This is a genomic window from Candidatus Dormiibacter sp. (genome assembly GCF_050999135.1).
GTDB lineage: Bacteria > Chloroflexota > Dormibacteria > Dormibacterales > Dormibacteraceae > Dormiibacter > Dormiibacter spiritus.
This window is the reverse complement of the sequence record NZ_JBPCPN010000038.1, coordinates 25,192-44,578: the sequence shown is the minus strand read 5'-3', so window position 1 is coordinate 44,578 and position 19,387 is coordinate 25,192. Positions and strand designations below refer to the sequence as shown.

Genomic DNA, 19,387 nt, shown 5'->3' with positions numbered 1-19,387 from the left:
TCGTTCAGAGGCGCCGGGAGGAGCCTGCCTGCCGCCAGAGTCCCACGGCGTCGGAGATGTCGGCTGTCAACTCGTAGATCCTGGCGGCGCTGCGGTCGGCGCCCAGGCTGGGTATCGGGAAGGCTACTTCGGCTTGCTCCCGGAGGCCACCCCAACCCACCTCGGCAGCTTCGCAGATGGCGTCCAGCAAGCAGGCGGCCAGGTCCACCTGATTCAACGGCTCGACCAGGGATGAGGGCCTCTGGAAGGCGAAGCCGAGCTGGCTGCGCAGGGTTTGGATTCCCCAAAGCTGATCTGCGTAAGTCAGACTGCTCAGTTCGGACAGGAGGCTGCGAAGCTCTTTCAGTGCGCGAAGAAAGTGGAGTGGCGGGAGGGGAGTTTGGGGATGAGAGCGCGCAGCCTCCATGACCACCGATGCTGGCAGTTCGCCGCGGACAGTCAACGGACGATTGGGCCCGACTGGGCAGGCACGGCTTGAGCCAGCGACGGCGAGCTGTCTGCAGCGCACGCAAAGATAAAGGGCCCACAACAGTCAAAAGAATCCGGCGTCAAAGCCGCAGCAATTGGGCCCTTCGGCGAAAGTACTCCTCCCGAAGAGCCGCGCGCTGCCGCCTAACCAGTCGCTGGCCGCCCACTGCTTCCCGGCCAGAAGGCGCGCTGCCGGAGCCGGCCGTGTCACGATGAGAGCGATGAGCGAACCCCCTCGATTTGGACTCAAGTTGGCCCCCATGAACTGCAGCGTCCAAGAGCAGCGCGAAGTGTGGCGCGTCGCCGATCAGGGCGGCTTTGACCATCTCTGGACCTTCGATCACCTAAACCCCATCACCGGTGAGCTGGCCGGAGTGGCCTGGGACGGGTGGACTCTGCTCCCGGCCATGGCAGAGTTCACCAGTCGGGTGCGGATTGGCTGCATGGTGACCGGCAACACTTACCGTCATCCCGGCCAGCTGGCGAAGATGGCGACCACCGTCGACCACCTCTCCGGCGGCCGCCTCGAATTCGGCTTGGGCGCCGCGTGGGCGGAGGTCGAGCACACGATGTTGGGCCTGGAGTTTCCCCCGGTGGGAGAGCGCATTCGTCGGCTGGGCGAGGCCTGCACAGTCGTAAAGCAGCTGTGGAGCGGGAGTCCCGTCAGCCATGACGGGCCTGCCTATCACCTGCGCGAGGCGGTGCAGAACCCGCCCCCGCTGCAGCGCCCGCACCCCCCGATCTGGATCGGCGGAAGCGGCGAGAAGAAGACGCTGCGGGTGGTGGCCGAGCACGCCGACTGCTGGAACGCAGTTGGCCCCGATGTCGACGAATGCAGGCGGAAGTCCGAAGTCCTTGATCGGCACTGCGAGAGCATCGGTCGGGATCCTGACGCCATCCGGCGAACAGTGCAGATCCGCACTGAAGGGAACGACCTCAATGACACAATCCGGCTCTGCGAGAGTTTTGGGGCCGCCGGCTTTGTGGACGTCATCCTCTATGTCTCGCCGCCCGATCCAGTCCGCCAGGCCGAGCAGCTGGCCAACGAGCTGCTTCCCCGCTTCCACTGACGCCCCGAGCGTTTTGTGCAGCCAGTACAGACTCCGCGACATCCGTCAACCCAGTTTTCTGCCGAGCTCGGCCAAGGTCAGCGGGGGAGCGCTTCCAGGTGAAGCTGCGGCTCATCGGGCAGGGCCGCCACCGCGCGCAGCGAGATCGTTTCGGGGTTGGCCTCCACGCTGACCGACCCCTCCGCTGAGGAAGCTTGGAGCGCTGGGTCGACGTCGAGGTGCTCGGTGGCCTGGATCGACTGCACTGAGGCCCTAATCCGAGAGGAGATCTGTCTGCCCTCGGCGAACGTGTTGCTGAGCAGGGTGACAGCGCGCTGGAGCCGGTTCTCCAGCTCGCCGTCCAGCAGGTCGAGCTGGCGTTCGACGTTAATGAGGCACGCCTGCAGGTTGTCCATGTCAACCGTCCTCGAGAACTGCAGGTGCATCTGGTACAGCGCCAGGAGATAGGGAAGGGCCATGGAGTACCCGACCACCAGCACATGCATCTGATGAGCTTCGGCGAACGCCCCCCGGCAGACGCTGTACGCGCCGTCGGGCACCGCGGCGAGCGCAAACGGGGTGGTGCCGGAGGGGTCGATGTACTGACCGATTTCCCGCACGCGCCTCACCACGTCCTTCTCGATCCGGTCGCAGAGCTCGCTGCGTCGGGCCGGCAAGAGATCCGGCTGGGAGAGCTCCTCCAACGAGGAGCGGGAAGTCCACTTGGAGTCGATCGGCATCAGCTTGCCGCCGGGCATGCGAAACCCGAACTCGCAGACTTTGCCCTTGATCCGGAAGTTGCGGACGATCATCTCCGGCGGCAGGTGCTCAAAGGCCGCCTCCAGGATGTTCTCACCCGCGGCCCCGCGCGAGGAGCCACCCGCGATCACCGCCTCCAACCGGCGCAGGCTCTGGCGCGCTTCGTCCTGCATCTGGTGACGGGCCACCACCGCCGACCTCATCCCCTCCAGGAGTTGAGCGGCTTCGCCCAGCCGGGCGCGAAGCTCGTCGCTGGCTCGATCCTGAGTCTGGCTGCCGAGCTGAAGCTGGCTGCGGAGCTCGCTCAGCTCGGCCGTCTGAGCTTCGCTCCGCCGGGCCAGATCGGCGGCCTCGGATTCACTGCGCCGGTTCAGACTGCTGAGCACGAGATAGACCATGGTCACGCCCACCACGAGGGACACCAGCAGCAGTGCGAACAACAGTTCGGAGAACGACATGTGGCCAGTCTAGCTCAGCGGTGAGGCAAACGCAACCATTAACATGGCCCTCCGTGGGTGAGCCGAAGCCTGAGCGGATACCTCTGGAGGAGGTCTACATGCGGATGGCCGAGGAGCTCGCCAAGCGTTCCACCTGTGCCCGCCTGCAGGTCGGATCAGTCGTCACCACGCGCGATCTCACGCAGGTGCTCGGCATCGGTTACAACGGCAATGCGCGCGGACTGCCCAACTCCTGCGACGGGCCCGATCCAGGCCGCTGCGGCTGCCTCCACTCGGAGACGAACGCTCTCATCAAGGCCGGCGCGCAGGAGCCAAATAAGACGATGTTCATCACAGCTTCGCCCTGCGTGATGTGCGCCAAGATGATCATCAACTGCAACGTCGGCCGCGTCTACTACCGCGCCGCTTACCGTGACGTGAGCGGTCTCAGGACGCTGGCCGCCGGCGGGGTAGAGACCATCCTGTATGACCGCTGGGGCTCGCTCTGGCGGTAGTGGGCTCAGCTGAAGACCGGCTGCGCATCGTCGAGGACGTCATAGCCGGGGCCATCGGGGCGAGGCCGGAGCACCGGTCTGATCGGCGCCGGCTCTGACAGGTGTCTCAGTCGTGCGATCAGCGCAGTCGCATCGCTCGCGCCCTCGATCGCCTCCAGGATCCGCCGCGTGGCGTGGACCAGTGTCGGTCCGCCTTCGTCAAGCGCCTCGCTCACGCTGAGCCAGACGCAGTCGACCACCTCACCAGCGGCCGGCAGGACCTGCTGGCGGCCAGGCCGCCTGGCCAGGTAGAAGCGGGTGTCGAAGCGGCGGCGCATCGGCTCGGGCGTGATCCAGCGAGTGAGCAGCGTGAGCCGATCGAAGGCTGGTCGCAGACCCATCTCAGCCAGCGCCGCGAAGAACTCGAGGCCGCGGCCTAGTGCCTCGCCAACCGCCCGGCTCTCGCGGTCGGACGCCAAACGGCCGCCGTGCCCGCGCGCGAATAGGATGCCCACCTCTTCAAAAGTCTCCCGGATGGCTGCTGCCCGGTACGGATCGCTCCACCGCTCATCCTCCCGCTGGACGCTGCCGCCGGGAAAGACGTAGGCGTCCGGCGCGAATTCGGCGCCGCCGGGCCGCTGCATCATGAGCACCCGCCACGGGCGTCGGCGGCCGTCGATCACAAGCAGCGAAGCCGACGGCCGCGGCACCACCGGCGGCCCCTCCTGCAGCAGCCCGGCCAGGCCAGCCCTATCGCTGCCTGTCACGCGTGGCTGGACGTGTGCTGCACACTGGCGCTGGACGTCAGCACCGTGCACGGCGGGAAAGCCGGATTCATCAGGCCGAGTCTAGGTTCAGGTGACCGGATCTCGCTCCGCCCGCTGATGGGCTCTAGACTCGGGCAACGGCCTCGCCCTTACCGGCGGATGTGGGTTGACCGTTACAGGCAACTAGCATGTTCCAGTGGATCTGGGCTTGGCGGGACGGACCGCCCTCGTCACCGCAGCCACTCGGGGCATCGGCCTTGCCATCGCCCGCAGCCTGGCCGCGGAGGGGGCGCGGGTTGTCATCGCTGCGCGCACCAAAGAGGATGTCCAGCGGATCGCAGCTGAGCTTCACGGCCGCGGGGCGGCCGCCGACCTGACCGGCGAGGAGGGCTGTCGCGCCGCCGTGGAGGCTTGCCGGGGCCGAATCGACATCCTGGTCAACAACCTGGGCCTCCGCGCCGGCTCCAGCTGGGCGGACACCGGCGTGGCCCAGTTCGAACAGGGGATGGCCGGCAACCTCTACCCGGCGGCCCGGCTCTCGCTGCTCGCCCTCCCCTTGATGCGGCAACGGGGCTGGGGCCGGATAGTGGTCATCTCCTCAGTCTTCGGCCGCGAGTCTGGTGGGGCGCCAGCCTACAACGCCACCAAGGCGGCGGAGATCAGCTTGACGACCTCGCTCGCCCGCCAGGTCGGACGTCATGGCATCACTGTGAATGCTGTCGCGCCCGGCTCCATCCTCTTCCAGGGCGGCTCCTGGTGGCGCCGACGGGAGGCAGACCCGGCCGCGGTCGCGGCCTTCGTCGAGCGTGAGCTGCCTCTCGGCCGCTTCGGTACGGCGGAGGAGGTCGCTGATGCCGTGACGTTTCTCTGTTCGGAGCGAGCCGCGCTGATCAACGGCGCCTGCCTGCCTGTCGACGGCGGTCAGTCGCGCAGCAACATCTAGCCGCCACTAGAGTCTGGTTTGTGGCACACCCCACCCGACCCGAGCTGAAGGGCACCTTCGGCATGGTGGCGTCGACGCACTGGCTGGCGAGCGCCAGCGGGATGGCCGTCCTGGAGCGGGGCGGCAACGCATTCGACGCCGCAGTGGCCGCAGGCTTCGTTCTGCAGGTGGTCGAGCCGCACCTGAACGGGCCGGGCGGCGACATGCCGGCGCTCGTCTACGAAGCCTCACGGCACCAGGTGAGCGTCCTCTCCGGCCAGGGGCCGGCTCCCAGGCTCGCCACGGTTGAGCGTTTTCGCAGCCTGGGCCTGGATCAGATCCCGGGCACGGGCCTGCTCGCCCCCTGCGTGCCGGGAGCTGTCGGCGCCTGGCTGACGCTGCTCCGAGACCTGGGTACCTGGCGGCTGCGTGACGTGCTGGAGTTCGCCGCCGGCTACGCCCAGGCCGGACATCCGCTCCTGCCTCGCGTCGCCGCCACCATCGAGAACGTGGGGCAGCTGTTTCAGACCGAGTGGCCGACGTCAGCGGAGATCTGGCTGAAGCAGGGCCGGGCGCCCGGAGCCGGCGAGCTCTTCAGCAACCGCGCGCTGGCTGCGGCGTTCGGACGCCTGCTGACCGAGGCCGAGGCGCGGACCGGACGGGAGAACGAGATCGAGGGAGCGCTGGCCACCTGGTACGAAGGCTTCGTCGCCGAAGCGATCGACGACTTCCTGCGCCAGAGTCAGGTGCAGGACTCCAGCGGCCGGCGCCACGGCGGACTGCTTTCAGCTGACGATCTGGCGACCTGGCGGCCCACCTGGGAACGCTCATGCAGCGCCAGCTACGGCGGCTGGCGTGTGCACAAGCCGGGACCCTGGAGCCAGGCTCCGGTGTTCCTGCAGCAGCTGGCGCTGCTCCAAGCTGCGGGTTTGCAGGACCTTGAACCCGGCACGGCTGAGTTCGTGCACGTGGTCGTCGAGGCTGCCAAGCTCGCCTTCGCCGACCGGGAAGCGTGGTACGGAGACCCTGCCTGTGTGCCTGATGTGACGTCCGAGCTCATGGCCCCGGGTTACGTGCGCGAGCGATCGGGCCTGATCGCCGAACACTGCTCGCTCGACCTGCGACCTGGCTCGGTAGGCGGCCGCCCGCCGCTCCTGCCGGACTATGGAGCAGGGGCCCAGGCCGACTCCCCACCCGGTCTCGGTGATCCCACGTTCACGCCGGCCGCCCCGCAAACGGGAGACACCTGCCATCTGGATGTGGTCGACCGCTGGGGCAACCTCGTCTCAGCCACTCCGAGCGGCGGCTGGCTGCAGAGCTCGCCCGCCATCCCCGGGCTGGGCTTCTGCCTCGGGACGCGGGCGCAGATCTTCAACCTGACGCCCGGCCATCCCAATGTGCTTGCTCCCGTCAAGAGGCCGCGGACGACCCTCAGCCCGTCTTTGGCGGAGCACCAGGGCGCAGGCCGCCTGGCCTTCGGCACTCCGGGGGCCGACCAGCAGGATCAGTGGGCGCTCAACTTCTTCGTGCGCCTGGCCCAGAGCGGTGAGAGTCTGCAGGCCGCCATTGATGCGCCCATGTTTCACACCGACCACTTCCCGCGTTCCTTCCTGCCGCACGACTCCCGACCGGGCAGCCTCTACATCGAGGAGCGCGCCGGCCCGGCGGTGATCGGGGAGCTGCGGCGGCGCGGCCACCAGGTTGTGGTCCAGCCTGGCTGGTCGCTGGGCAGACTCTCGGCAGCTGCCTGGGACACTCGCTCGAGACTGCTGAAGGCGGCCGCCAACGCGCGCGGGGACCAGGGTTATGCGGTTGGCCGCTGAACGGCTTTACGAGAGACGGCAGCAACGGCCGCTGGCGCTGCAGCCGTTGGTGGGTCTGGGCCGATCAGTGCCCGGCGGCCAGCGCGTCAGCGGCTCCGGTCAGGCCGAGGGCGAAGACCAGCGCTGGATAGAGGCTGATCGCCAGCGCCATCACAGCGGTCACTGTGACGACGCCGACGGCGGCCGGCGAGCGCCAGAGCCGACGCTCAGAGGTGACTGGCGACCAGACGTGATAGACCACGCGCACGTAATACGCCACCGAGATGACGCTGGCGAGCACCGCCACAACTACTACAGCCGTCCAGCCGCTCTGCACACCCGCTGTGAAGAGGAACAGCTTGCCGAAAAAGCCCAGGCTGGGCGGGAAGCCGGCGAGGGAGAGCATGAAGGCGGTGAGCAGGACTCCCAGCAGCGGATGTCTGTAGCCCAGCCCGTCAAGGTCACTGATGCGGTCGTGCTCCCCCTCGGGTGTGACCAGCACAGTCAGCACGGCGAAGGCGCCGAAGTTCATGAACAGGTAGGCGCCCAGGTAGAACAGGGTGGCGCCGAAGCCCGACTTGCCACCGGCTATCACACCCACCAGCATGTAGCCGCCCTGCGCGACCGAGGAGTAGGCCATCAGCCGCTTGAAGCTGGTCTGGACGACTGCCGCCAGGTTGCCGATCAGCATGCTGGCCACCGCGATGAAGGCCAGGATCAGGGCCCACTCCGCCTGCAGGTGGGCCAGGCCCGTACCGAAGACGCGGATGATCATGGCGAACGCTGCAGCCTTTGTGCCCACCGACATGAAGGCGGTAACCGGCAGCGGCGCGCCCTGGTACACGTCAGGCGTCCACTGATGAAATGGGGCCCCGGAGATCTTGTAGCCAAAGCCGACTGCCATCAGGATCACGCTCAGGATCAGCAGCGGATTGTGAGCGTCCTGCTCGGTGACGCGCTTGCCGATCTCACTCAGCACAGTCGTGCCGGTGGCGCCGTAAGCAAGTGCCATGCCGTAGAGCAGAAAGGCGCTGGCGAAGCCGCCCACCAGCAGATACTTGACCGCCGACTCCTGCGAAGCGGTGTCCCGGCGGGAGTAGCCGCACGCCACGTAGAGCGCCACCGAGAGGGTCTCCAGCGAGATGAAAACGGTGACCAGCGAGGTTGCCGATGCCAGCGCCATCATGCCGGCGACGGCGGCCAGAAGCAGCACGTGCAGCTCGGCTTCCAGCAGGTTGCGGCGGCGCACGTAAACGCGGGAGATGACGACGCTCAAGAGTCCCAGCGCGGCCAGCAGCATCTCGAAGAAGAGGGCGAAGGTGTCGCCGCTGGCGAAGCCTGAGTAGGCGCTGCCGCCACCACCTGTCGCGAAGCGCAACGCCGCCACCAGCAGCGCGAGGGCCAAACCGGCGGCCGCGGTAAGGGCCGCTGCTGTTCCGCGCAAAGGCTGGGGCAGGCTGAAGTCGAGCACTATGGCCACCAGCAGCGCCACCGCCACCAACGCGATGGGCAGGATCTGGCTCAGATCAGACCAGGCCTGACCGACGCCGTAGTTGATCTGGGGCACTGTGCTCAGCAAAGTCATCGCCACGGCACCGGCAGCGGGAAGGCGAGCGCGTTCATCGCTTGTGTGATGAGGTAGGGATAGAGCCCCAGCACGAACATGAGCAGCACCAACGGCAGCAGGATCCCCAACTCGGCCCGAGCGAGGTCCAGACGCGCCGGGCGCGCTGCCACTGCGGTCACCGACTGGATTACGCCACCGTCGGCTGCTGTCCGCACTTCGCTTCCGTGCGCTCCTTCAGCGATCGCGGCGCTGGGCGCGCCGAGCTGCTCTCCCCGCGCCGCATACATGACGCCCTGAAAGAGCCGCAGCATGTAGACAGGCGCCAGCAGCAGCCCTATGCAGCCGGCCACCGCCAGCCAGGGCGCGAACTGCCAGGCTCCCAAAAGCGTCATGAACTCGCCTACGAAGCTGTTCAGCCCCGGCAGCCCCAGCGCGGCCAGCGTGACGATGAGAAAGATGCCCGCCAGCACAGGCATCCGGGGAGCCAGGTCCTTCAACACTGCGCGGTCGCGCGAGCCCGTCCGAGCGCCGATCCAGGCGACGAGCAGGAAGAGGGCGGGGACTATCACCCCGTGGTTGATCATCTGGATCAGGGCGCCCTGCTGACCTGGCTGGTTGAAGGAGAAGATGCCCAGCACAATGAAGCCCATGTGGCTGACGCTGGAGTAGGCGATGACCATCTTCATGTCGCGCTGAGTGAGGGCCAAGAGCGCTCCCCAGGCGATCCCGATCACCGCGAGAATGGGCATCACGCCGTTCCAGTCCCACCAGAAGACTGGATGAGGCAGCAGAGGGATGAGAATCCGCAGCATGGCGTAGGCGCCCGTCTTGCCCATCACGCCGGCGAACGTGACCAGGAACGCGGCAGGAGCCGCCCGGTAGGCGTCAGGCAGCCAGCCGTGGAAGGGGAAGAGGGGCACCTTGATGGCGAAGGCAAGTCCGAGCAGCAGGAACAGACCGAACTGGATGGCAGGCGTCGGTGGGTGTGCCGCCAGATCTGCGAGCTGGAACGTGTTGCCGGCATAGATGTACTCGCCGATCACGCCGACCAGCGCCAGCAAAGAGCCCACGAGCGTGTAGAGGATGAACTTGAGCGCCGCCCGGCCGGAGCGGCCCTCGCCCCACTGCCAGAGCAGGAAGTAGGCGGGGATCAGCTGGACCTCCCAGAAAACGTAGAAGAGCAGCAGGTCGGCGGCCAGAAAGATGCCGGCCATGCAGCCCGCCAGGAAGAGCAGCATGGCTATGAAGCCGCGGAGCCGCCGCAGCCGGGGGCCGGTGGCCAGGATGGCGATCACAGTCAGTAGGGCGTTCAGCACCAGCAGCCAGAGGCTGATGCCGTCGACGCCGAGGTGATAGGCGACCTTGTACTGATCGACCCAGGGCAGGTTCTCCTCCAACTGGTAGCCGCGGTGGCCAGGGTCGAAGGTGACCGCCAGCAGCAGCGTGAGCAGCAGGGTCAGCCCGGCAACGCCCAGGCCGGCCGGCTTGGCCAGATGGCGGGGCAGCAGCGCCACCGCCAGCGCCCCGGCCACCGGGAGGAGCCAGATCGCTGTGAGCATCAGGTCGCCAGCCTGATCAGAAGCAGCCCGCCGGCGACCACAACGCCCGCCACGAAGACGAAAGCATAGTTCCGGAAGAAGCCCGTCTGGGTGAGCGACAGCCCACCGGCGGCAGCCTCGGCTCCGGTGCCGACGCCATCGACGCTGCCGTCGAAGACCGGGTTTTCCAGCAGCCGCTCCCCGCCCCTGGCCAGCGCGTCCAGGCCCCGCACGAAGACTGCGTTGTAGGCCTCATCGAAGTAGTACTTGTGCTCCAGAACCCGCTGAGCACCCGGCAAGCGCTGCGACCAGGGAGCGAAGCGCTTCTCCACATAGAAATATCTGGCGAGCCAGAATGCGCCCGCCCCCAAAAAAAGCGTCGCCGCGGTGGCAAGCAGCTCCAGCGGATTGGCCTCCCAGCCGAGCCTGCCGACCGCCGGCGAAAGGAACTCCTCGATCAGCTTGGGGCCCTGCGAGCTGAGCGCGCTGGTCTGGAGCAGGCCGCCCAAGACTGTGCAGCCGGCCAGGATCAGCACCGGCCACAGCATCACCCGCGGGGCCTCGTGCGGTTCGGCGACCGCGCGGTCGGGGGAAGGCGGACCCCAGAAGGCAAGCCACCACATACGACCCGTGTAGAAGCCCGTCAGGATCGCGGTCGCGAAACCGACCAGCCACATCAGCTGGGGGAAGCCGCTGCCCCCTGGCTTGCTGAAGGCGTCGCCGAGGATCAGCTCCTTGGAGAAGAATCCGACCAGCGGGATGATCCCGACCAGCGAGAGGGAGCCGATCAGAAAGGCGATGGAGGTGGGCCGCAGCTGGCGCCAGAGGCCGCCGAATCGGCGCATGTCCTGCTCGTCGTGCATGGCATGAATCACGTTGCCGGCGCTCATGAAGAGGAGGGCCTTGAAGAAGGCGTGGGACAGCAGGTGGAAGAAGGCGGCCGCGTAGGCGCCGACGCCGACGCCTAAAAACATGTAACCGATCTGGCTCATGGTCGAATAGGCGAGCACTCGCTTGATGTCCGTCTGGACCAGAGCCACTGTCGCCGCAAACAGCGCCGAGGCGGCGCCGATCACCGCCACAGTCCCATGGGCGTAGAGGGCGACATCGTAGATCGGGTGCATCCGGCCGACCAGGTAGACGCCGGCGGTCACCATGGTCGCCGCGTGGATGAGCGCCGAGACGGGGGTCGGGCCCTCCATCGCATCAGGCAGCCAGGTGTGAAGCGGAAGCTGGGCGGACTTGGCGATGCCACCTACCAGGAGCAGGAAGGCGATCAGCTCCAGAGTAAAGCTGTCGCTGCCGCCCAGCCGCTGGAAGACGCCGACAAAGGTGACAGCATGGTAGGTAAGAAAGATTGCGAAGGCCGCCAGGATGAGGCCGATGTCGCCTATCACGTTCATGATGAAAGCCTTGCGCGCCGCCACGACCGCCGAGTTGCGCCAGTAGTAGAAGCCGATCAGGAGATACGAGCTGAGGCCCACGCCCGCCCAGCCGACGATCAGGAACAGGAAGTTGCCGGCCAGGACCAGGAGGAGCATCGAGAGCACGAACAGGTCCATGTAGGCAAAGAAGCGAGCGTAGCTGCCGTCAGTCTCATGCTCCATGTAGCCGACGGCGTACGTGACTATCAGACCGCCCACTCCGGTGATGACGAGGCACATGAAGATGGAGAGCCGATCGACCAGGAGGTCGAACGGCAGCTGGAAGTCGCCGCTTCGGATCCAGGTCCAGTAGCTGAAGTCGTGGGGCTGGGAGTGAGCCAGCGAGTCGAGCAAGAGGTTCACCACGCAGATGAACGCCGCCCAGACCGCTCCCGGACCGATCACCCGGATGGCCCCGCGCGGGATCCGCAGGGCGCCGATCGCCAGCGCCAGCGCGCCCAGCGCCGGCAGCGCCAGGACTGCCAGCGCCACCAACTGAAGAGTGCTCAACCCTTCAGCTCGCTCAGCTCATCAACGTCGTCGACGTCGCGGGTACGGAAGACGTCGACAAGCACCGCCAGGCCGACCACCGCCTCCGCCGCGGCCACCACCATGGTCAGAAGCGCGAACAGCTGTCCCTCGGTGTTGTGCAGCTGTCGGGCGAAGGTGATGAGCGTCAGGTTGACGGCGTTGAGCATGAGCTCGATCGAGACCAGAATCACCAACGGATTGCGGCGGATGATGACGCCGATGGCTCCAATGACGAACAGCACTGCGCCCAAGAGCAGGAACTGGACGGCGTCCACGCTGCCGGCGTTGCCGATCTGCAGCTGGCCGTAGTCAGACACTGCGACCCTCCACGCCTTCTCGTTCCTCCTCGGCGCTGCGACCGCCGCGGCTCAGGTAGATGGCGCCCACGGCAGCGATGAGGAGCAGGATTGAGGTCAGCTCGAAGGGATAGAGGTAGGTGGTGAAGAGGCCGTAGCCGATCTGCTCGACGGTGCCGAAGAACGTGATGTCGAGGCCGTCAGGCTTGCGAAACTGGATCTGGTTCAGGAGCGCCCAGAGCCCGATCGTGAGCGGCGCCAGGACTACCACCAGATACGCCCAGTGCAGCTTCAGCGGGCCGCTCGGGCCCTCCCGGATGGGGCCCAGCAGGGCGACCACGAAGAGGAACAGCACCATCACGGCGCCCGCGTAGACAATGATCTGGACCGCAAAGACGAACTGGGCCGAGAGCATCAGGAACAGGCCGGCCAGGGCCAGCATCACGCCCACCAAGCTCAGGACCGAGCGCACGGGCTCCTTCGAGATCACCACCCCGACGCCGCCCAGCACGGCTATGAGGGCAAGCACATAGAAGAGAACGCCCGCCAGGCTCACAAAAGCCTAGCCCCCGACCCGGATCGGTTCTTGCTGGTCAGGATGAGGTCCGGGATCCGGCTCCAGCAGCATCGGCTTCGTATAGATCGAGCGCTCGCGGCTCACTTCTGACAGCTCGTACTCGGGACCCAGCACGATCGCCTGCACGGGGCAGGCCTCCTCGCAGTAGCCACAGAAGATGCAGCGCAGCATGTTGATTTCGTAGACCTTCGCATAGCGCTCTCCCGGGCTGACCCTGTGCTCCTCCGAGTTCTCGGCGGCGATGACCAGGATGCAGCCGACGGGGCAGTTGGCGGCGCACAGCTCACAGCCTATGCAGCGCTCGAGACCGTTGTCGTAGCGGCGCAGATAGTGACGGCCTCGGTAGCGCGCTGAGCGAGGCTTCTTCTCCTCCGGGTAGCTCAGCGTGACCTGGGGCTGGAACATCTCCCTGAGCGTGGTCCTGAGGCCGACGCCCAGCGCCGCTACATCCCTGAGAACGTTCTGCTCGCCCGTCTTCTCATTCATCGCGCTAGGAAACCGCCACCACTATCACCGCTGTGACCACCACGTTGGCGATGGCCAGCGGTAGGAGGAACTTCCAGCCCAAACGCATCAGCATGTCGTAGCGCAGCCGGGGAAGCGTGGCCCGGAGCCAGATGTAGATGAAGAGGACTAGCACCACCTTGACGGCGAAGGTCAGAATGGCCGGCAGGAAGCCGAAGGTGGGATGCCAGCCGGCGAAGAAGATGAGCACCGCCAGCGCTGAGGTTGTGATCATGTTTATGTACTCGCCCAGATAGAAGCAGAGGAACTTCAAGCCCGAGTACTCGGTCAGATAGCCGCCGATCAGCTCCTGTTCGGCTTCGGGCAGGTCGAAGGGCGTGCGGTTGGTCTCGGCCACCGCCGAGATGAAGTAGATGACGAAGCTGACCGGGGCCACGACGATGAGCGGCAGGGGGCCGTGGTAGGGACCCAGCTGAACGCTGTAGCTCGCGATGTCCTGCAGGCGCAGCGAGCCGGTGATCATGAAGATCGGCACCAGCGAGAGACCCAACGCCATCTCGTAGCTGATCAACTGTGCCGCCGCTCTGAGCCCGCCCAGCAGGGAGTACTTGTTGTTCGAAGACCAGCCGCCCAGCAGTGTGGCGTAGGCGCTCATCGAGCCCACCGCAAAGACAAATAGAATGCCGATGTTCAGGTTGGCGATCCAGTAGGTGAAGCTGTCGCTGAGTCCGATCGGAATCACGGCCCAGGAGAGAAAAGCCGCCACTACGATGATCCCCGGCGCCAGCACATAGAGCAGGGGGTCGACGCCGACGGGCGCGAAGCTCTCCTTGAAAGCGATCTTCAAGCCGTCCGCCGCCAGCTGCAGGAGGCCCAGCGGTCCCACGCGGTTGGGACCCGGCCGGTTCTGGATGAAGCCGAGCACCCGGCGTTCGTAGTAGACGGTGTAGGCAGTGGCGGTGAGCAGCACAAAAACCAGCATCACCATCGCAATCACGACCACCAACCAGTGGCCGATCGGGTTGCTATAGACGCCGAACGGGTCGGGTGGCACCAGGAACACAGTCGACCTCACGGCCGCGAGGCTCCGAGGAGCACCGGCCGAGGCGGCGCTTCGGGTGCTGGCGGGTCGGCCAGCGCCGCGAGGTCGGGGAAGGTTGCGGCGGCCGCCCTCTGGATCTGAAAGATGCCGGCATAGCGGCTGAATTCGGCCAGACCCAGACGTACGCCCAAATCACAGAGCACGTCCCAGCTCTCCCGCAGTGGTTGGCGCACCTCCAGGGGCGGCCGCAGGAACTGGACCCGACCCTCCAGATTGGTGTAGCTGCCCTGCGTTTCCGCAAAGCTGAGCGCCGGCAGAATCACGTCAGGCCTGCCCTGCGCCGGGCGCAGCACAGTATCCCAGACGACCACGAACCCGGCCGAGGAGGGCAGGGGGACTGCAGGCGGTCCGAAGCAGAGGACTGCGTCGCAGCCGACCAGGTCATCGGGTTTCCCGACCACCCCTGTGATCAGTGCCCCGCGCTCATTGGTCGCCTGGTAGAGCGGCATGACCTTGGCGCCGCAGCTACCGGCGAGCTCCTGGGCGGCCGCTACCAGTTCCGCGGTCGCGGCCTCGTCGGCGGGGTAGTGGCCGTGGACTATGCCGACGGGGCCTGACTGGAGCAGCTCATGGCCAATCAGCTGCCTGGCGGTCGCGGCCAGGCCGGCATCGCCGGGCCGAATGTGCACTGCGTCGCCCCATCGGTCGAGGTCGAGGTCGGCGGCGTTGACCAGCAGCAGCTTGGCGCCGAGCTTCTTGACAGCCTTCTTGATCCGAAGGTCGACGATGGGCGTCTCCTTCTCCGGGTCGGCGCCGAGCACGACTATGGCTTTGCAGGTGTCGAGCTCCTCGATGCGCAGTGTCTCGCCCTGGGGTGGGGGCAGACAGGTCCGATTCTCCATCGCCACCCGGGCGCCCTGCAGAGGACCGGCCAGCAGCCGGCTCAGCAGGTAGAGCTCCTCGTTGGTCACATCGCGGCGAAGCGACATGCCGAGCCGCCGACCTTTCAAGCCCTCCGCCACCGCCTGCAGCGAGGCCTCCCAGGTGGCGGGCTGGCCCCCCACCTGGGGCTGGCGCAGCCGCTCCGGGGCATTGACCTCTGTGTACTCGAAGCGGCCTCTGTCACAGATCCAGCCATCATCGATTGCGTCGTTCTCGTGGGAGGTCACCCTGACCAGTTGGTGGCGCCGCTCCCAGAGCGTCACGTTGCAGCCGACCGAGCAGCGCGAGCAGACCGAGAAGGTGTGGTTCATGTCCCAGGGGCGCGACTCGAAGCGCCAGACGCGGCTGGTCAGAGCCCCGACCGGACAGAGGTCGATGATGTTGCCGCTGAAGACCGACTGGAGGGGTTCTCCGAACTGGCTGGTGATGAAGGCGTGCGCGCCGCGCTGGTCGGTCGTCAGCTCCTGCTCCCAGGCGATCTCGTCGTAGTAGCGCGTGCAGCGGTAGCAGAGCACGCAGCGCTCGCGGTCTAGGGCGATCCGGGGCGAGAGGGGAATCGGTTTCTGGAAATGCAGCCGCGGAGCGTCGATCCGGCTGGTTGGATAGCCATGGCGAAAGGTGTAATCCTGCAGCGGGCACTCGCCACCCTTGTCGCAGACAGGACAGTCCAGCGGATGGTTGACCAGCTCGTACTCGAGGATGTCAGCGCGAGCGCTCACCGCCAGCTGGGTGTTGGTCTGTACCTTCATGCCCTGCGCGACAGGCGTCGTGCAGGCGGTCTGCGGTTTGGGCGGACCGGGACTGATCTCACAGAGGCAGAGCCGGCAGGCGCCCACCGGATCCAGTTTGTGGTGGTAGCAGAAGACAGGGATCTCGATTCCCAGCCGCCGCGCCGCCTCCACAATCAGCGTGCCCTTGGCGACGGAGATCTCCTGGCCGTCGATGCTGAGGCTCACCAGCTCCGGAGCGGGCGGGAGGACGGCTCCCTCGGGTTGAGAGCGCCGATCGGGGGAGCGGTCGCCGGGGGACGCTGCCTGCGCTGGGCTCGCCGGCTGGGGCGACTGGCGGGTCTCCTTGGCCTCGGGGTCAGGCAACCGCTGGGGCCTCCACTCGGGCGAACTCGCATTCGCCTGTCGGGCACACTCGGGACAGGCAGTGGGCCTCGTACTCGGCGCGGAAGTGCTTCACGGTCGAGTCGATGACCCAGCCGGCCGAGTCGCCCAGACCGCACAGGCAGCGGCCGCCCTGGAGGCTCGCCTGGATTCGGTCCAGGATCTGCATGTCCACGGCGCTGCCCCGGCCGGCCTGGATTCGATCGAAGGTGCGCACCGCCCAGTTGCTGCCAACGCGGCAGGGGGTGCACTTGCCGCAGGACTCGTGGGCGTAGAACTGCAGCAGCCGGGCCGCCGCTTTCACTATGCAGTGGGAGTCGTCCATGACTATGACCCCGCCGGAGCCGCCCATGGAACCGATTCTGGCCAGCTCGTCAAGGTCGGTAGAGGTGTCCAGCATGGATCCCGTCAGGACCGGTGCGGAGGAGCCGCCGGGCCAGAACACCTTCACCTCGCGCCCCTCCGGTGGGCCACCGGCGAGCTCCATGATCACAGTCCTGAAAGAGGTGCCCAGCTCCACCTCGTAAACGCCTGGCTTCTGCACGTTGCCGCTCACCGAGAGCATCCGAGTCCCCTTCGACTTCTCGGTCCCAAACTGCGCGTAGGCCTCGCCACCGTGGCGCACGATCCAGGGCAGAGTCGCGAGTGTTTCCACATTGTTGATCAGCGTCGGCCGGCCCCAGGCCCCCTTCACCGCCGGGAAGGGCGGCCGCGAGCGTGGCTGCGCCCGCTTACCCTCGAGCGACTCGAGCAGTGCCGTCTCCTCACCGCAGATGTAGGCGCCGTGGCCGCGGTAGAGCTGGATGTCGAGAGCGAAGTCGGAGTCAAAGGGTCGATCGCCCAGGATGCCCGCACCTCGGAGCTCGGCGATGGCGGCTCGGAGCATGCCGTAGGGACCGTCATACTCCCCGCGGATGTAGATCCAGGCTTGGTGGGAGCCGATGGCTCGGCACGCGATGCCTATCCCCTCCAGCAGGAGGTGGGGCGAGTTCTCGACCAGGTAGCGGTCCTTGCTCGTGCCCGGCTCCGCCTCGTCGAAGTTGACCACCACGTAGCGCGGGCCGGGGATGTCCTTGGGGATGAAGCTCCACTTGGTGCCTGTCGGAAAGCCCGCGCCGCCGCGGCCGCGCAGGCCCGAAGCCTTCACCTCGGCCTGGATCTGCTCGGGCTCCAACTCCCGCAGTGCGCGCGCCAGCGTCTCATAGCCGCCGTGTCGTCGATAGACATCGAGAGTGTGCAATCCATAGGTGCCGAAGAGCCCCGTCAACAGGTGCTCCCGGGCTTGCGCGTGAGAGCCGCGCAGCTCAACCATCGGTCTTCTCCTGACGGGTCGCGGCCGAACGCCTGCGGCGTGGCGGGGCGACCTGGGGTGGGGCGGGAGTGCCCTGCTCCGAAGGGCCTACCATCGGCACGGGAGCCGTACCGGAAGGCGGCGGGGCGACTGCCGCCGGCTGCGCGCCCTCGCGGCGGGCTGCCTGGACCAGAGCGTCGATCTTCGCCGGCGTCAGGTCGTAGTGATAAGCGTGCTGATAGCGCAGCATGGGCGCGTACTCGCAGGCGCCCAGGCACTCCACCTCCTCCACGCTGAAGAGACCGTCCTGGCTCACTTCACCGAACCTGCTCACACCTGTCTGGGCGAGCAAATGCGAGCAGATCTGGTAGGCGCCGCGCAGCGCACAGGAGAGGTTGGTGCAGACGTAGAAGTGATGCCTGCCGACGGGCTGCAGGTGGAACAGTGTGTAGAAGGTGGCCACCCCCTCCACGTAGCCGGGGTCGATGTCCAACACGCCGGCCACCTGGGCCATGGCGGCGGGCGTCAGGTAGCCGAGCTCCTCCTGGGCCAAATCCAGCGCCGGCATCACCGCGCTACGGATCTCGGGGAAGCGTGCCGGCAGAGCTCGGATTTCCGCCAGCGCCTCCTCTGAGAGTGCCCCGTCGGCCGACCGCATTGTGTCCGTCACCTGTCGACGTCGCCGAGCACCGCGTCAGCAGTGCCGATGACGGCTATCAGGTCGGCCACCATCGAGCCGAGGGCGAGCTGCTCCAGAGCCTGGATGTTGACGAAGGAGGCCGAGCGGAACTTAGCTCGGCGCGGCTTGTGAGTGCCGTCGGAAACTATGTAGCAGCCGTTCTCGCCCCGGCCCGACTCAACTGCCACGTAGACATCACCCGGCGGCAGCGAATAGCCCTCGGTGGCCAGCTTGAAGTGATGGATGACGGCTTCCATCGATGTCTCCAGCTCCTCTCGGGGTGGAGGCAGGATCTTGCGGTCGTCGATGTTCACAGGACCGGGCGGCAGGCTGTCCAGCGCCTGGCGAAGAATCTTCACAGACTCCCGCATCTCCCTGATCCGCACCAGGTAACGCGCGTAGCAGTCGCAGCCGTTTTCGACAGCGACTTCCCAGTCGTACTTCTCGTAACCGGAATAGGGGCGGTCCTTGCGCAGATCCCAATTGATCCCGGAGCCCCGCAGCATGGGACCGCTGGCCGCCAGCCGGATCGCGTCCTCCGGCGTCAGGTGACCTATGTCCTTCGTGCGCGCGATCCAAATCGGGTTGCGCGTGAGCAGGTTCTCGTACTCGTCGACATTCCGGGGCATCTCCCGGATGAAGGCGTCAAGCATCTCCAGGAAGCGCGGTGTCGCGTCGGCAAAAACACCGCCCGGCCGGATGTAGGAGGTGTGCATCCGGAAGCCAGAGATCTCCTCATTGAGATCCATCACCTTCTCCCGCTCGCGGAAGCCGTACATGAACGCGGACATGGCGCCCAGCTCCAGGGAGCTGGTGCCCAGCCACACCACGTGAGACGACAGCCGCGTCAGCTCGGACATGATGACGCGGAGGACCTGGGCCCGGGGCGGCGCCTCAACGCCGAGCAGCTTCTCGACCGCCAGGGCGTAGGCAAGATTGTTGATCGGCGGGCTCAGATAGTCGTGGCGGTCGGTCAGCACCACAGCCTGCTGCCAGCGCAGCGCCTCCATCTGCTTCTCGATGCCTGTGTGGAGGTAGCCGATGACGGGTTTCAGACCCCTGATGACCTCGCCCTCCAAATCGACTATGAGGCGGAGGACGCCGTGGGTGCTGGGATGCTGGGGCCCGAAGTTGACTGTCAGCAGATCGCCGTCCCGGCCCTGAAGCCGGCTGCGCTGGATGGTCATGCCCTGCACGTGCTCGGTCATCGGCCCCGCCGGAGCGC

The 19,387-nt window shown here is 66.7% G+C and carries 18 protein-coding genes; 4 read left to right on the top strand and 14 right to left on the bottom strand.

What is annotated here, in order from left to right:
- Positions 1 to 4 precede the first annotated feature (4 nt).
- The gene (locus ACR2MZ_RS09725) at positions 5 to 406 is read right to left on the bottom strand and encodes a hypothetical protein (protein WP_434004853.1); all 402 of its coding nucleotides are present in this window, start codon (positions 404 to 406) and stop codon (positions 5 to 7) included.
- Positions 407 to 689: 283 nt separating this feature from the next.
- On the opposite strand from ACR2MZ_RS09725, the gene ACR2MZ_RS09720 reads away from it, so the two are divergent.
- Positions 690 to 1,538 carry a TIGR03560 family F420-dependent LLM class oxidoreductase gene (locus tag ACR2MZ_RS09720; protein WP_434004852.1) on the top strand — a complete coding sequence of 283 codons (849 nt, stop codon included), beginning with the start codon at positions 690 to 692 and terminating at the stop codon, positions 1,536 to 1,538.
- A gap of 77 nt (positions 1,539 to 1,615) precedes the next feature.
- Here ACR2MZ_RS09720 and rmuC read toward each other — a convergent pair whose 3' ends face one another.
- A complete protein-coding gene (rmuC, locus tag ACR2MZ_RS09715; RefSeq protein WP_434004851.1) occupies positions 1,616 to 2,734 on the bottom strand; it encodes a DNA recombination protein RmuC in 1,119 nt (372 codons plus the stop codon).
- A 53-nt stretch (positions 2,735 to 2,787) separates the two neighbouring features.
- Here rmuC and ACR2MZ_RS09710 point away from each other — a divergent pair, with 53 nt between their 5' ends.
- Positions 2,788 to 3,228 (top strand): deoxycytidylate deaminase, encoded by a 441-nt coding sequence (locus ACR2MZ_RS09710; RefSeq protein ID WP_434004850.1) that lies wholly within the window; start codon positions 2,788 to 2,790, stop codon positions 3,226 to 3,228.
- Between the two features lie 5 nt (positions 3,229 to 3,233).
- Here the strand turns inward: ACR2MZ_RS09710 and ACR2MZ_RS09705 are convergent, their stop codons facing one another.
- A complete protein-coding gene (locus ACR2MZ_RS09705; protein ID WP_434004849.1) occupies positions 3,234 to 4,025 on the bottom strand; it encodes an NUDIX hydrolase in 792 nt (263 codons plus the stop codon).
- A gap of 145 nt (positions 4,026 to 4,170) precedes the next feature.
- Between ACR2MZ_RS09705 and ACR2MZ_RS09700 the strand changes: the two genes are divergently transcribed.
- Entirely contained in the window at positions 4,171 to 4,917 is a 747-nt protein-coding gene (locus tag ACR2MZ_RS09700) for an SDR family NAD(P)-dependent oxidoreductase (RefSeq protein ID WP_434004848.1), read from the top strand.
- Positions 4,918 to 4,979: 62 nt separating this feature from the next.
- Entirely contained in the window at positions 4,980 to 6,719 is a 1,740-nt protein-coding gene (locus ACR2MZ_RS09695) for a gamma-glutamyltransferase family protein (RefSeq protein WP_434004901.1), read from the top strand.
- A gap of 64 nt (positions 6,720 to 6,783) precedes the next feature.
- Here the strand turns inward: ACR2MZ_RS09695 and ACR2MZ_RS09690 are convergent, their stop codons facing one another.
- The 11 genes from ACR2MZ_RS09690 to nuoD are packed head-to-tail and all read right to left on the bottom strand — an operon-like array spanning position 6,784 to position 19,370.
- Complete coding sequence (locus ACR2MZ_RS09690) at positions 6,784 to 8,283, bottom strand: NADH-quinone oxidoreductase subunit N (protein ID WP_434004900.1); 1,500 nt, start codon at positions 8,281 to 8,283, stop codon at positions 6,784 to 6,786.
- Positions 8,280 to 9,824, bottom strand: a complete 1,545-nt coding sequence (locus tag ACR2MZ_RS09685; protein WP_434004847.1) for a complex I subunit 4 family protein — start codon at positions 9,822 to 9,824, stop codon at positions 8,280 to 8,282. The genes ACR2MZ_RS09690 and ACR2MZ_RS09685 overlap by 4 nt, the downstream gene beginning before the upstream one ends.
- The gene (nuoL, locus tag ACR2MZ_RS09680) at positions 9,824 to 11,737 is read right to left on the bottom strand and encodes an NADH-quinone oxidoreductase subunit L (protein ID WP_434004846.1); all 1,914 of its coding nucleotides are present in this window, start codon (positions 11,735 to 11,737) and stop codon (positions 9,824 to 9,826) included. Before nuoL ends, ACR2MZ_RS09685 begins: the two co-directional genes overlap by 1 nt.
- Positions 11,734 to 12,033 (bottom strand): NADH-quinone oxidoreductase subunit NuoK, encoded by a 300-nt coding sequence (gene nuoK / locus ACR2MZ_RS09675; protein WP_434004899.1) that lies wholly within the window; start codon positions 12,031 to 12,033, stop codon positions 11,734 to 11,736. Before nuoK ends, nuoL begins: the two co-directional genes overlap by 4 nt.
- 34 nt (positions 12,034 to 12,067) lie before the next feature.
- The gene (locus ACR2MZ_RS09670; RefSeq protein ID WP_434004845.1) at positions 12,068 to 12,610 is read right to left on the bottom strand and encodes an NADH-quinone oxidoreductase subunit J family protein; all 543 of its coding nucleotides are present in this window, start codon (positions 12,608 to 12,610) and stop codon (positions 12,068 to 12,070) included.
- Positions 12,611 to 12,616: 6 nt separating this feature from the next.
- Complete coding sequence (gene nuoI / locus ACR2MZ_RS09665) at positions 12,617 to 13,117, bottom strand: NADH-quinone oxidoreductase subunit NuoI (protein WP_434004844.1); 501 nt, start codon at positions 13,115 to 13,117, stop codon at positions 12,617 to 12,619.
- Positions 13,118 to 13,121: 4 nt separating this feature from the next.
- A complete protein-coding gene (gene nuoH / locus ACR2MZ_RS09660; protein ID WP_434004843.1) occupies positions 13,122 to 14,171 on the bottom strand; it encodes an NADH-quinone oxidoreductase subunit NuoH in 1,050 nt (349 codons plus the stop codon).
- Positions 14,168 to 16,174 (bottom strand): NADH-quinone oxidoreductase subunit G, encoded by a 2,007-nt coding sequence (locus tag ACR2MZ_RS09655; RefSeq protein ID WP_434004842.1) that lies wholly within the window; start codon positions 16,172 to 16,174, stop codon positions 14,168 to 14,170. Before ACR2MZ_RS09655 ends, nuoH begins: the two co-directional genes overlap by 4 nt.
- Positions 16,167 to 17,504: an NADH-quinone oxidoreductase subunit NuoF gene (gene nuoF, locus ACR2MZ_RS09650; protein WP_434004841.1), complete on the bottom strand. Its 1,338-nt coding sequence runs from the start codon at positions 17,502 to 17,504 to the stop codon at positions 16,167 to 16,169. Before nuoF ends, ACR2MZ_RS09655 begins: the two co-directional genes overlap by 8 nt.
- Positions 17,497 to 18,153 (bottom strand): NADH-quinone oxidoreductase subunit NuoE family protein, encoded by a 657-nt coding sequence (locus ACR2MZ_RS09645; protein ID WP_434004840.1) that lies wholly within the window; start codon positions 18,151 to 18,153, stop codon positions 17,497 to 17,499. The genes nuoF and ACR2MZ_RS09645 overlap by 8 nt, the downstream gene beginning before the upstream one ends.
- The gene (gene nuoD / locus ACR2MZ_RS09640; RefSeq protein WP_434004898.1) at positions 18,150 to 19,370 is read right to left on the bottom strand and encodes an NADH dehydrogenase (quinone) subunit D; all 1,221 of its coding nucleotides are present in this window, start codon (positions 19,368 to 19,370) and stop codon (positions 18,150 to 18,152) included. The genes ACR2MZ_RS09645 and nuoD overlap by 4 nt, the downstream gene beginning before the upstream one ends.
- Positions 19,371 to 19,387 lie beyond the last annotated feature (17 nt).